Annotated in this window: 12 protein-coding genes and 2 pseudogenes; 2 read left to right on the top strand and 12 right to left on the bottom strand. The window is 65.7% G+C overall.

Going from position 1 to position 12,194, the window contains the following annotated elements; translation table 11 throughout:
- Positions 1-306: 306 nt before the first annotated feature.
- The 3 genes and pseudogenes from ASE88_RS04555 to ASE88_RS04545 form a co-directional block, all read right to left on the bottom strand.
- Positions 307-1,085, bottom strand: a pseudogene (locus ASE88_RS04555) (sulfite exporter TauE/SafE family protein).
- 7 nt (positions 1,086-1,092) lie between these two features.
- Complete coding sequence (locus ASE88_RS04550) at positions 1,093-1,611, bottom strand: rhodanese family protein (protein WP_056475837.1); 519 nt, start codon at positions 1,609-1,611, stop codon at positions 1,093-1,095.
- A 4-nt stretch (positions 1,612-1,615) separates the two neighbouring features.
- Positions 1,616-1,930 carry an ArsR/SmtB family transcription factor gene (locus tag ASE88_RS04545; protein WP_056476445.1) on the bottom strand — a complete coding sequence of 105 codons (315 nt, stop codon included), beginning with the start codon at positions 1,928-1,930 and terminating at the stop codon, positions 1,616-1,618.
- A gap of 71 nt (positions 1,931-2,001) precedes the next feature.
- On the opposite strand from ASE88_RS04545, the gene ASE88_RS04540 reads away from it, so the two are divergent.
- Positions 2,002-2,871 (top strand): MBL fold metallo-hydrolase, encoded by an 870-nt coding sequence (locus ASE88_RS04540; protein WP_056475834.1) that lies wholly within the window; start codon positions 2,002-2,004, stop codon positions 2,869-2,871.
- Between the two features lie 203 nt (positions 2,872-3,074).
- On the opposite strand, the pseudogene ASE88_RS04535 reads toward ASE88_RS04540, so the two are convergent.
- The 4 genes and pseudogenes from ASE88_RS04535 to ASE88_RS04520 form a co-directional block, all read right to left on the bottom strand.
- A pseudogene (locus ASE88_RS04535) lies at positions 3,075-3,590 on the bottom strand (alginate export family protein); the annotation flags it as partial.
- A gap of 108 nt (positions 3,591-3,698) precedes the next feature.
- Entirely contained in the window at positions 3,699-4,337 is a 639-nt protein-coding gene (locus ASE88_RS04530) for an alginate export family protein (protein ID WP_156356906.1), read from the bottom strand.
- 108 nt (positions 4,338-4,445) lie between these two features.
- Complete coding sequence (locus tag ASE88_RS04525) at positions 4,446-5,507, bottom strand: endonuclease/exonuclease/phosphatase family protein (protein ID WP_056475825.1); 1,062 nt, start codon at positions 5,505-5,507, stop codon at positions 4,446-4,448.
- 52 nt (positions 5,508-5,559) lie between these two features.
- On the bottom strand, positions 5,560-6,861 hold the full coding sequence (locus ASE88_RS04520; RefSeq protein ID WP_056476442.1) for an SLC13 family permease: 1,302 nt from the start codon (positions 6,859-6,861) through the stop codon (positions 5,560-5,562).
- 115 nt (positions 6,862-6,976) lie between these two features.
- On the opposite strand from ASE88_RS04520, the gene ASE88_RS04515 reads away from it, so the two are divergent.
- Positions 6,977-7,870 (top strand): hypothetical protein, encoded by an 894-nt coding sequence (locus ASE88_RS04515; RefSeq protein ID WP_156356905.1) that lies wholly within the window; start codon positions 6,977-6,979, stop codon positions 7,868-7,870.
- 11 nt (positions 7,871-7,881) lie between these two features.
- Here the strand turns inward: ASE88_RS04515 and ASE88_RS04510 are convergent, their stop codons facing one another.
- The 5 genes from ASE88_RS04510 to ASE88_RS04490 form a co-directional block, all read right to left on the bottom strand.
- On the bottom strand, positions 7,882-8,781 hold the full coding sequence (locus tag ASE88_RS04510; protein ID WP_235527814.1) for a serine hydrolase: 900 nt from the start codon (positions 8,779-8,781) through the stop codon (positions 7,882-7,884).
- A 325-nt stretch (positions 8,782-9,106) separates the two neighbouring features.
- Positions 9,107-9,847, bottom strand: a complete 741-nt coding sequence (arsH, locus tag ASE88_RS04505) for an arsenical resistance protein ArsH (RefSeq protein ID WP_056475817.1) — start codon at positions 9,845-9,847, stop codon at positions 9,107-9,109.
- Positions 9,847-11,133, bottom strand: a complete 1,287-nt coding sequence (locus tag ASE88_RS04500) for an arsenic transporter (protein WP_056475814.1) — start codon at positions 11,131-11,133, stop codon at positions 9,847-9,849. Before ASE88_RS04500 ends, arsH begins: the two co-directional genes overlap by 1 nt.
- Entirely contained in the window at positions 11,133-11,561 is a 429-nt protein-coding gene (gene arsC / locus ASE88_RS04495) for an arsenate reductase (glutaredoxin) (RefSeq protein WP_082466202.1), read from the bottom strand. Before arsC ends, ASE88_RS04500 begins: the two co-directional genes overlap by 1 nt.
- An 11-nt stretch (positions 11,562-11,572) precedes the next feature.
- Positions 11,573-11,905, bottom strand: coding sequence for an ArsR/SmtB family transcription factor (locus ASE88_RS04490; protein ID WP_056475812.1), 333 nt, complete (start codon positions 11,903-11,905; stop codon positions 11,573-11,575).
- Positions 11,906-12,194 lie beyond the last annotated feature (289 nt).

The raw sequence follows: 12,194 nt of genomic DNA, 5'->3' as shown, positions 1-12,194 counted from the left end.
AAGATGAACCAGCGTCCGAAGTTGGGAAGCGAGGGAAGGGGCGTGAACGTCCGGTTCTGGGTCTTCTTAGGCGCAGAGCGGCGGACTGCGGCATGGCCCATCTCGGCCTTTCCCAGTGCCCGTTGCTTTCGCGAAACGTGCTGCTTTGGCAAGCTCGCGGCTTTCCCATTTCTCCGTCTCCACCCAGCTGTTTTGGGAAGTGCATTCAGGAACGGACTTTGCGAAACCGGAACCCTCAGGACGCCGCCAGCGCGATAGGCAAGGCCGAATTTCCGGCACGGGTTCGTTCTCGGGAAAGGGTGCAGCTTAGATCGATGAAGCAGTGATGTAGGATCCGATCGCGATCACCACGGCGGCAAATCCGCGTTCGAGCAGCCCCTTACGAGTGCCAAGAACCTTACCCAGCGCAATGCCGCCAATCGTTCCAAAAACTCCGCCGGCGACCAGCAGCGCGGTCATACCCCAATCAATCAGACCCGACAGGCCGTAGGAGGTGGCAGTGGTCAGCCCCAGCGCGCTGACAACTACCAGCGACGTACCGATCGCGAACGGCAGCGGCATTGCGGTTGCGAGGATCAGCCCAGGCACGATCAGGAACCCGCCCCCGATCCCAAAGAAGCCGGCGGCAAGTCCGACCCCGAGCGCAATCGGCACCAGACGCGGCAGCAGCGTTGCGGCGCTGTCGCGGGTCAGGCGCACGTCGGGCGCTTCGGCCGTGCGACGCTTGCGCAGCATCGACAGGCCGACGCTGATCATCAACAGTCCGAACAGAACGAGCAGCCGCTTGCCGTCGAACGCCTTGCCCAGCTCGGCGCCCAGCGCCGCGCCGATCATGCCCGACACCGCGAACACGCTCGCGCACCGCCACTTCACCCGGCCCGCCCGCGCATGGCCGATCAGGCTGGCGAGCGCATTGATCGTGACGGCGACAGCGGCCGTGCCGATCGCGGCGTGCGGCGATCGACGCCCACGATATAGATCAGGAGCGGCACGGCAAGGATCGACCCGCCTCCGCCGACAAGGCCGAGGATCAGACCGATCACCCCGCCCGATGCGAGCGCGGCCAGGATGGCGGCGATCCCCATGATCGCGTCAGGCGGCCGCGTGCCGGTTCCACGGCATGACGCGCAGCAGATTGGCCATGCCGCACCACCCCGTCACGCCGGCGAACATCAGCCCCGCCCCGACGAACGCCGACAGCCCGAAAAAGCCGGGAGCGACAAACAGGCCGAGCAGCACGCCGGTCAGCACCAGCGCACCGGCGGTAATCTGGACCTGCCGCATGATTTGCAGCGGCTGCGATCGGTCGGTGACGACGGGCTGTCCCGCCTGCCGCCACGCATCGATGCCGCCTTCGAGGATGTAGGCCGGTGCGCCGCCCGCCGCCGCGCCGAGCTGCGCAGCATTGGCGGCGGTGCGCATTCCGGACTTGCAGTGGAAGACAACCGGGCGGCCGTCGCGCGGCAGATCGCCGATCCGATCGAGCGGCACGTTCGCCGCACCGGCAATACGCTCCCGCGCATGTTCGTCGGTACCGCGAATATCGATCAGGCGCGCCCCGGCATCGATCGCGGCACGGGTATCGGCGGGGGACAGGGTCGCAAGCGTCATCGCATCAATCCTTGCAGTAGAGTTGGTAGAGGGTGGCGAGCAGCGTTTCGACGCGGACGTCGGCGATGGCGTACCAGAGCGTCTGACTCTCCCGCCGGTACTTGACGAGACCTTCGTCGCGCATCTTCGCGAGGTGCTGCGAACAGGCCGACTGCGACAGCCCCACATCGCGTGCGAGATCACCGACTGTCACCTCACCATGCTCGACCAGCTTGCACAGCAGCATCAGCCGGCGAGCGTTGCCGATCGCCTTTAACGTGTCGGCAACCTGTCCGGCCTTCGCCTCGAATGTCGCCAAATCCATCATCGGTTTGAGCATTGTCGCCACTCCATTAGGTATTGCTTATGTAGCACCCTCTAATATATGAGCAAGCGTTAACGGAGGAAATCATGACCCAGCCTTTCATCGAGGCATTCTTCGACGAGCCGACGAACACGATCAGCTACCTCGTCGGCGATCCCACAACGCGGACCGCGGCGGTGATAGACCCGGTGCTCGATTTCGACATGGCGAGCGGCGTCGCCGATACCCGCTCGGCCGAACGCATCGTCGCCTTCGCCCGCGAGCATGACTGGCGGATCGCGATGGTGCTGGAGACGCACGCCCATGCCGATCACCTGTCGGCCGCGCCCTTCATCAAGGCGCATACCGGCGCATGGATCGGGATCGGCGCGCACATCCGCGACGTGCAGAAAATCTTCCGCCCTGTGTTCGCAATGAATGACCTGAAGACCGACGGATCGGATTTCGACCGCCTGTTCGACGATGGCGATCGGTTCGCGATCGGCGCGCTGGCGGTCGAGGTGCTGCACGTCCCCGGCCACACGCCTGCCGACGTCGCCTATCGGATCGGCGATGCGGCGTTCGTCGGCGATACCCTGTTCATGCCCGACTATGGCACCGCCCGTGCCGACTACCCCGGCGGGGACGCGCGCACGCTCTATCGCTCGATCCGGCGGCTGCTGGCGTTGCCGGACGCGACGCGGCTGTTCCTGTGCCACGACTACAAGGCACCCGGCCGCGACGATTATCGCTGGGAAACGACGGTCGGCGAGCAGCGGCGGACGAGCGTCCACGTCCATGACGGCGTGCGCGAGGACGATTTCGTCGCCATACGCGAACAGCGTGACGCCGGGCTGTCCGTGCCGAAGTTGCTGCTGCCCTCGATTCAAGTCAATATCCGCGCGGGCCATTTTGACGAGGCCGAGGCGAACGGCGTCACCTACCTGCGTATCCCGGTGAAGTGGAAGGCGGGGTGAGGTTCCGCGATCCAGTGTCCCATCGGCGGATCAGTGGAAGGACAAACGCTACCTGCCCGTACAGTCATGTGCCGGCGGCTAGAAGGAGAACAAGATCGAGGCGTAGCCGTAACTGACATCGTGCGGGTCCGGTGCGTTGGGCGCCTCGCGCAAGAAGCGCCCCTTGAACAGCCGCGCATAGCCGAGATCAAGCGCGAGGATATCTACGACCAGATCATATTCGACCCGCAGCTGCACCTGCGCCCGGCGTTGCGCCCGGCACGCCCGGTGGCGTCGCGCACGTCGCTGTTGCTGAAACGATCGACCGCATTGGCGAGGCGGAGCAGGCGGTAATCACCCATCACCGACAGCCCGGCTGCCGGGGCAGCCTTCAGCCGTACGCCGGGGGAGAGCATGTTCGACCGATCCGCTGCGCCGAACAATCGGTCGGCCCGAATTCGAACCGCCGGGCACCCGTACAGCGTGTCGAACCGTCCAATCCGATCTTCCCGTCTATTGCCGGTATAATCGTCGAAGAACGCGGTCAGTTCGGGTTTCCATCCGCCTGTAAAGCGATAGCCGACATCGCCATGGAAGCCGTAAGCCTCGACAGGCACGACCGGTTTCCGACTGTCCGGGCTGCCGTCGCGCGCGCGTCCATATTGCGCCATCGCCTCGACCTCGAACGTAATGCCTTGGTCGGGCCGGGCGAACAGGCGCACCCCCGGCGTGATCAGCCGCCGGTCGCTGCGGTCGGCCTAGCTTTCGCCGCGTTCGAGCAGGCCGTAGGCGTAGGTTTCGAGACGGGTTTCTCTACCGAGAGGCAGGCGGTGGAAGGCACCGAACAGTTACAGGTCGGTATTCTCGCGATCCCATTGCGGCCGGTTGCGCCGGATCGCGGTGGTGCCGGTCGGCAGCCGGACGGCAGGCAAGGTCCAGAAGGCGACGAATTCGCGACCGTCCTCTCCCTCGCGCGTAAGCCGCAGCCCGGTGAACGACGTTACCGAGGTCCGAAACCCCTGCCGCGCGACGAGCCGTTCGGACCCCAGTTGCATCGTCATCCGCCCGGCCTTCAGATAGCTGGTACTACCGCTGCCCAGTGCCTCGCCAAGATCGCCCTGGGCATAATATTGCGAAAACTCGAGCGCATTCACGACATCTGTCCCGACCGACGATCCGCGCCGCTGTAAATAGGCGCACGCGTCATGGAATTCCGCGCCGAGCCGCACCGGCCCGGCATCATATTCGGCGAGCAGTGTCGTGCGCAGCGCCAGCACCCGATCGCGGTTGACCGCTTCCTCGCGAAACTGACCATCGATCGCTTCGTATCGGGCACGGACGCTGCCCGACAGGTGCCAGTTATCGGGCGCCCCGACCGCTTCGTGCAGCAATCCGTCGTCGGTGATCTGCGCCGCCGCTGCGGCTGGCATGGCCACCGCCAGCAGCGCCAGCGACCTAAATAGGGTGGTCTTGCCCGGTTTGAGCACGCCTGCTCTCGTCGTCTGTCCTGTTCGAGCAGGCGTTTCCTCGACGTCCCGCCCCGCCGTGCGGTTTGAAATATCGACCGGGCCGATCGATCCCCCGCACGGCGCATATCAGCGGTGATCTGTCTCCTCGCGATATTCCTGCAACACCTCCTTCACGTCGCGGCGATCCTCCTGCGACACGGGCTCGGGACGTTGGCTGTCCGCCGGTCGTCCGGTCAGGCACAAACGGGCATGAACCGGCAAGTGGTCGGAACCGACATCCTCCAGCACCGCGAGATCACGCACGGCGAATTCAGGCGTCACGAACATGTGATCGAGCGGCCACCCGAGCAGCGGGGTTCGCGCCGGGAAGGTGGCGAACGTGCCGCGCCCGATGCGCGGGTCAAGATAGCCGCCAACCCGCTTGAACAGCTGCGACGTGTGCGACCACGCCACATCGTTGAAATCGCCGATCGCCAGAACGGGCAATCTGGTGCGGGCAGCCCTCCGTGCCGCAATCGCTATTTCGGCATCGCGTGCTTCGGTATCCTGTTCTGGCAGGGGCGGCCGGGGATGCAGCGCGATCAACCGGAACCGATCCCCCGCGGTCAGTTCGGCATGCATCGATGGCGTGTCTTTTTCGGCGATCGTTTCGATGCTGGCGTCGCGCATCGGCAAACGGGTCGCGAGGATCATGCCGTAGGTGTTGCCGAGAGGGCGTTCGAGCCGGTTGGGATAACGCGCCAGTTGCGGTGCCAGCGCCGCTGCCCAGCGGTTGTCGGTTTCCATCAGCAACAGGAGATCAGGACGGACCCGATCGATCAGCTGCGCCGTCCGGCGATAGTCGCGGTTGGATTCAAGGACGTTCAGCGAAAGTATGCTGAAGCAGCGATCCGGTAATGCGGAACCGGCTTTCGCGAACGCCAATTCCGTCCGGGCAAGCGGCGTGTAGGGGTAGATGCGATATAGTTGCCACCCGGCCGCGACTGCGCAGCACAGCGTGATCCAGCGCCCGACCCGTCGATCCAGCCACAGTGCCGCCCCTCCGGTGAGCAGCAATGCGACGAGGATCTGGACCCGCGGGAAATCCCAAATCCTGATCCACCACTCATTCGATTCGATGATGCTGAGCGCCGTGACCAGGATCAGCAATCCGGCAAGGGCGCGGACGAGAATGACGAGAATGCGCATGGCGGGATTCCAGGGCTGGCGCGGTCGATCGACGATCAGGCCGCGGCATCGTTCAGAACGGAAAGAAGACCGGAATCGTCACGATCGCAACGGCGAAGGTGATGAGGTTCAGGGGCAGGCCCACCTTCACGAAGTCCATGTAGCGATACCCGCCCATCTGATAGACGATGACATTGGTCTGGTATCCGAACGGCGTTGCGAATGCCGCGCTGCCTGCCATCATGACCGCAACCAGGAACGGTCGCGGACTGACGCCGAGACTTTCTGCCAGCGCGACCGCGATCGGCGTGACCAGCACGGCGACCGTCGCGTTCGACAACAGCTCGGTCAGCACCATGGTGACACCGTACAGGACGATCAGCGCCGTCAGCGGTCCGAACTCCTGCATCGATCCCACCAGTGCCCCGGTCGCTGTCGCCGCCAGGCCGCTTTGCTCCATCGCCAGCCCGAGGACGACCATGCCGGCGATCAGGATCAGGATCTGGGGTCGCAGCCCCCCATAGGCTTCGTCGGCGGTGATGACACGCAGCAGGATCAGCAGCACTGCCCCGGCAAAGGCCGACGCGGCGATCGGCGCGATGCCGGCCGCGGCCACGGCGATCGCGCCTGCGAACACGGCGAACGCGATCGCCGCCTTGGCAGGTTGAAAGACGCGATGTTCTTCGAACAGCGTCGGATCGCCTACCTGCGCGTTCGGCACGTCGACTTCGCGTCGGTCCGGAACCGGGCTGTCATCGGCGATGCTCCCGCGCATCAGCTTGCCGCTGAACAGGAACAGGTAGATCGCCCCCGCCAGCGCGATCGGCAGACCCACGGGGGTGATCTCGAAGATGCCGAAGCGTGGTTGCCCGGCATTGCGCGCCATGTCGTCGACCAGCAGGTTGGTCGACGTTCCGATCAGGGTGCAGCAGCCGGTCAGCACCGTGATGTACGATAACGGCATCAGATAGCGTTTGGGCGGCAGTTTCAGGGCGGTCGCGACATCGCGCACGACCGGCGCGCCCAGCACGACGATCGGCGTGCTGTTGAGGAAGCAGGACGCGACCCCGATCGCGCCCAGCATCAACCAGATGCCCGCTGATCCCAGTCGCTTGCACATCTTGACCGCCGCCTCGATCGCGCGGTCGAGCAGCCCCGACAGTTCGAGGGCGTAGGCGATGACGAACAGCGACGCGAGGGCAATGATCGCCGGGCTTGCAAAGGCGCTTTGCACGTCGATCGGGCGCACGACGCCGGCAATCAGCAGGACGGCCGCACCGCTCAGCGCGACGACGTCCGAGCGCACCTTGTCCCAGATCAGCGCCGCGACGACCAGCACCAGCACCAGCAGCGTCAGCGCCTGATCGAAGGTCACGCGGGTATCGCCCGGGCGGACGCCATGCGGCAAACGGGCAGCACGTCCGGGAATATATCGTCGGATGTCATAACCCTGGGTATGCCAATTTGGCCGGCTTTGCTATCGGTGGCGCATGAAAGAGCCAACCTTGCGGAATAGTCGGCTGGTGCTGGCAGGCGGTCTGGTGATTGCTTTGGCAGTCGGCGGAGCCGGGTTCCTGATCGGGCGCGGCACGTCGCCGCGCGAGGTCGCGCCGCCCGCCGCGGCCCCGGTCGCGGCGGTGCCTGTCGTTGTCCAGCCGACACCGGCGCTGCCCGATCGGGGCGATATCGTCAAATCCCGCGCCGACCTGATCGCACTGGCATCGCAGGCATCGGATGCGCTCGCATCGGGCCGCCCGCTGCCGAAAGCGGCTGCCGATCTGGCGGGGCAGCGGTTCGAACTGCAGCTTCCCTTCGGTTGTCGCGGGCCGTCCGATGCTGATAGCGACAGCCCGATGCGCTGGCGCTACGATGTCGAGGCAAAGGCGTTGCGGGTCCATGTCGCGCCGGTCGTCTGGAGCGGTGCCGATCCGGCCCTGACGGGGGATGGAACGGCGACCGGCACGATCGCGGAAGGGTTCTGGATTCCCCGCCCGTGGACGGTGAGCGAAACCTGTCCGCCCGCGCAGGACAGCGCCGCGCCCACCGGCGCCGATGCGGTCACCCTGCCAGGGCAGACATTGGCGGTCGCCCAATTTGCCGATGGTGCCGGGCAAGGGCTGCGCGACGGAAAGCCCTACGCGACCGTGGTGCGCGCGGCCCCGGAGGAGGTGCCCGGCAATCAGGGTCTGCAGCTTCGCCTGCGCGGCCGGATCGGCGGAACGGCGGATCGATCGCCCGTGTCGTGCCGACAGCCTGCCGGTCCCGAACAGCGCCCGATCTGCATTGTCGCGGTCATGCTCGACGATTTGGCGATCAACAACCCGCAGACCGGCAAGACGCTGGCCACCTGGAGCGCCGACCGGACAAGTCTGCCCGATCGATAGGACAGGGCGGGTTACCGGTGGGCCGCGGCGATCACCGCCCGCGTTACATCGCCCATCAGGCGCATCCGCACTGGAACAGGCTGACGCGTGCTCGCGATCATCACGGCAAGCGCATAACGGTGGCCGTCCGGCGCGACGAGCAGACCGACATCATTATAGCCGGTCGACAATTTGCCGAGGTCCTGCCCGGTCCCGGTCTTGTGGGCGAGCGTCCAACCCGGCCGAAGGCCGGACTTCAGGCGTAGCGGACCGGTCTTGCTGGCTCGCATCAGCGTCAGCAGCGGCGCGGTCGACCGATCGCTGAGCAGCCGGCCCTGCGCCAGCAACGATAGCCCGAGCGTCACGCCATTGGCCGATGCGCCGTCCAGCGGCGCGTCGAGATAGCGGCGCAACGCCTTGTCCCGCGCTGCATAGGTCATCGCGGCGCGTGCCTGCAGGAAGCCCCAGCAGCCCGCCCATTCGGGACGCCATGCCAGTCCGGCGGTACGCGCCTGCAACTGTCGTTCGCCGGGACCGAAGCGGACACCGGTGACGCTCTTGTCGCGCAGCATCCGGTTGACGGCCGCGGGACCGCCGATCCGCCACAGGAGGACGTCGTTGGCCGTGTTGTCGCTGCGCGTCATAGCCCCGCGCAGCAGATCGCCGACCGTGGTCCTGTAGCCCGTCTTTCCAACCAGCGTCCGGATCGGTTGGTGGAACACGGTGAGATCGGCGCGGGTGACGGTGACCGGATCGCCAAGCGACAGTCGTTCACGGTCGACCGCATCCATGACCCCGATGGCGACCCATAGCTTGCTGACGCTCTGCTGCGGACGCGGGGTGTCGCCTTGCCAGTCGACGCCCCAGTTTTCGTCGATATCCCGCACGCTGATGCCCACCTGCCCGTCGAAACGCGCACCGAGTGCCTGCACCGCGTTCAGCAGATCCGCTGATGGCTGCGGCCGGGCGACGACCAACGGCGCTTCGGGAATGGCGGATGCGGGACTGCGAAAGGCGACCGGGACAGGAGGCGGCGGGACGGCAGGTCGACCGGCAGGAACGCAGGCGGGCAGGACCGCCAGGACAGAAACTGCGCTGGCGCAGTGAAACAACACTCGGATCGACAACAGGACTTCCCTTTTCCGATCTTGTAACGACCTGACGACAAAGCGAAAACCTGCTCAAGCGGCCTTCGACGCAGGCACCGCTCCGTCCAGCGCAGCGAACGCTCCCTTCGTTTCCGCGACAGCCGACCAATCAGGGTTTCGCGGCGATAATCGACAGGTCGGTGGCGGTATCGATCGGCGTGCCGGCTTCCTTTCGCTCCGAATAGCGATTGACCAGTTGCGCGGTATGCGGGCGCAGCAGGACGGTGAAGCGCACCAGTTCCTCCATCACGTCGACGATCCGATCGTAATAGCTCGACGGCTTCATGCGCCCGGCGTCATCGAACTCCGCGAACGCCTTCGCGACCGACGACTGGTTCGGGATCGTGACCATCCGCATCCACCGGCCCAGCACGCGCAGCGTGTTGACGCTGTTGAACGACTGCGATCCCGCCGACACCTGCATGACCGCGAGCGTGCGTCCCTGTGTCGGGCGCATCCCGCCCATGTTGAGCGGCAGGTGATCGATTTGCAGCTTCATGATGCCTGTGATCTGGCCGTGGCGTTCGGGGCTGCACCACACCTGCCCATCCGACCACATCGACAGCTCGCGCAATTCATGGACGGCTGGGTGATCGTCGCCGGGGTGGCTGTCGGGCAGCGGCAGGGTGGATGGATCGAAGATGCGCGTTTCGCAGCCGAAGTAGCGCAGCAGCCGCGCCGCCTCCTCGATGCACAGGCGCGAATAGGATCGCTCGCGAAGCGACCCGTAGAGCAGCAGGATGCGGGGCGGCGGATCGCCAGCGCCCAGCCCGAGGGCTGGCCGATCGAAGGCATAACGCCGATCGAGCGCGGGCAGATGGTCGGCGTCGGCAAGGTCGCGCAGAGGCATCAGGCAACCCCAATTCGCAGCGCGAGCGCCGCCAGCGTGATGAGCAGGACAGGCACGGTCAACGTGACCCCGACCCGGAAATAATAGCCCCACCCGATCCTGACGCCCTTCTGCCCCAGGACGTGCAGCCACAGCAGCGTCGCTAGCGAGCCGATCGGCGTCAGCTTGGGACCGAGGTCGCAGCCGATCACGTTGGCGTAGATCATCGCTTCCCTGACGGCCCCGGTCGCGTGGCCGGCATCGATCGACAGCGCGCCCACCAGCACGGTCGGCATGTTGTTCATCACCGACGACTGGACCGCCGCGATCACGCCCGTTCCCAGTGCGGCACCCCACACCCCGCCTTGGGCGGTGCGATCGAGCAGCGCCGCCAGATGATCGGTCAGGCCGGCGTTCCGCAGGCCATAGACGACCAGGTACATGCCGAGCGAGAAGATCACGACCTGCCACGGTGCGCCGCGCAGCACCTTGCCGGTCTGTATTTTGTGGCCCCGTCCTGCGATCACCAGCAGCAGGATCGCCCCGGCAGCGGCGACGGCGCTGACCGGCACGCCGAGCGGTTCGAGCAGGAAGAACCCGGCAAGCAGGAGCGCGAGGACGATCCATCCGGCGCGAAAGGTCGCGGCGTCCCGGATCGCGGCACCGGGAGCGCGGAGCGCAGTCACATCGTAATCCTGCGGTATATCGCGCCGGAAGAAGATGAGCAGCGCGCTCAGCGTGGCGGCAATCGACACCAGATCGACCGGCACCATCACGGCCGCATACTCCCCGAACCCGATATCGAAGAAGTCGGCCGACACGATGTTGACGAGGTTCGAGACGACCAGCGGCAGGCTGGCGGTGTCGGCGATGAACCCCGCCGCCATGACGAACGCCAGCGTCGCCCTGTCCTTGAAACCCAGCGCCCGCAGCATGGCGATAACGATCGGCGTCAGGATCAGCGCCGCGCCGTCATTGGCGAACAGCGCGGACACCGCCGCGCCGAGCAGCACGATCAGGACGAACAGCCGGCGACCATGCCCGCCGCCCCAGCGGGCGACATGCAGCGCCGCCCATTCGAAGAACCCGGCTTCATCGAGCAACAGGCTGATGACGATGATCGCGACGAACGCGGCCGTAGCATTCCAGACGATGCCCCATACCACCGGCACGTCGGACAGGGTGACGACACCCGCGAGCAGCGCCACGACCGCCCCGCCCATCGAGCTCCACCCGATGCCGAGGCCCTTGGGTTGCCAGATGACGAGGGCGATCGTCGCGACGAAGATCAGGACGGCAAGGAGCATCAGGCGACGCGCTGGCCCGACGCATCGACCACCTGTTCGCCGTCTTCCTTGACGAACGCGGCAAGCTGGCCGCTCGGGAGCAGATCGAGGACGGCTTCGGACGGGCGGCACAGCTTCACACCGAGCGGCGAGACGACCAGCGGCCGGTCGATGAGGATCGGGTGCGCCATCATCGCATCGACCAGCGCGTTGTCCGAGAGCGCCGTGTTGCCCAAGCCCAGCTCCGCATAGGGTGTGCCCTTCTCGCGCAGCAGATCGCGCGGCGTCATGCCGGCGCGGTCGATCAGTTCCACCAGCAACGCGCGAGCGGGCGGCGTTTTCTGATACTCGACCACATGCGGCTCGATGCCAGCATTGCGGATCATAGCGAGCGCGTTGCGAGACGTGCCGCATTCGGGATTGTGGTAGATAATGATGTCGACGGCCACGGGGCGTCCTTTCAGCAGCAGGGAGCGAGTTCGGCTATGAGTGGCGCGCACAGCTCCGCGTTGCCCGCGCAGCAGTCTTTGACCAGGAACAGCGTGAGCGCGCGCAGGCCGTCCAGATCAACGCGATAGATGATCGATCGGCTATGACGTTCGGAGCGGACTAGGCCAGCGCGGGCGAGAATGCCGAGGTGCGCTGACATGGTATTTTGCGGCACGTCGAGCTGACGGGCGATTTCACCGGCCGCCAAACCAGTCGGTTCGTGGCGGACCAGCAGACGGAACACATCGAGACGCGTTCCCTGCGCCAGCGCACCAAGCGCAGTTATAGCCGAATCAGTTTCCATGAATCCAGCATAACGGATATGTGGCGTGACGCTACCCCTGGCTGCTCATGCGTGAATCAAGTGTCTCGCTATTCGCCCGACAACGGATTTTGGGATGGCTTAGGGCGTCCCGTTTTGCGATCGTTTTTGGGACAGCTAACGACCGCTCGGTCCGTGCTGACGCTGGCTGCACGACCCCCGCTCCGATCATGAATGAATGTCTGAAGTCGGGAAGCCACGAAGACGGCGCGAATGACCGCAATTGCGTCTCCGCGGCCGCTGGTCGCCTGATCGCTGCATGACCAAGCTG

The sequence above is a fragment of the Sphingomonas sp. Leaf38 genome, from assembly GCF_001421825.1.
Lineage (GTDB): Bacteria > Pseudomonadota > Alphaproteobacteria > Sphingomonadales > Sphingomonadaceae > Sphingomonas.
This window is presented reverse-complemented; position numbering and strand designations above follow the sequence as displayed.

Excerpts from the sequence above, each read along its gene's own strand:
- ASE88_RS04490 (WP_056475812.1), bottom strand. The coding sequence starts at position 11,905 with ATGGAAACTGATTCGGCTATAACTGCGCTTGGTGCGCTGGCGCAGGGA.
- ASE88_RS04515 (WP_156356905.1), top strand. The coding sequence starts at position 6,977 with ATGAAAGAGCCAACCTTGCGGAATAGTCGGCTGGTGCTGGCAGGCGGT.
- ASE88_RS04550 (WP_056475837.1), bottom strand. The coding sequence starts at position 1,611 with ATGACGCTTGCGACCCTGTCCCCCGCCGATACCCGTGCCGCGATCGAT.
- ASE88_RS04540 (WP_056475834.1), top strand. The coding sequence starts at position 2,002 with ATGACCCAGCCTTTCATCGAGGCATTCTTCGACGAGCCGACGAACACG.
- ASE88_RS04525 (WP_056475825.1), bottom strand. The coding sequence starts at position 5,507 with ATGCGCATTCTCGTCATTCTCGTCCGCGCCCTTGCCGGATTGCTGATC.
- arsH (WP_056475817.1), bottom strand. The coding sequence starts at position 9,847 with ATGCCTCTGCGCGACCTTGCCGACGCCGACCATCTGCCCGCGCTCGAT.
- ASE88_RS04545 (WP_056476445.1), bottom strand. The coding sequence starts at position 1,930 with ATGCTCAAACCGATGATGGATTTGGCGACATTCGAGGCGAAGGCCGGA.
- ASE88_RS04500 (WP_056475814.1), bottom strand. The coding sequence starts at position 11,133 with ATGCTCCTTGCCGTCCTGATCTTCGTCGCGACGATCGCCCTCGTCATC.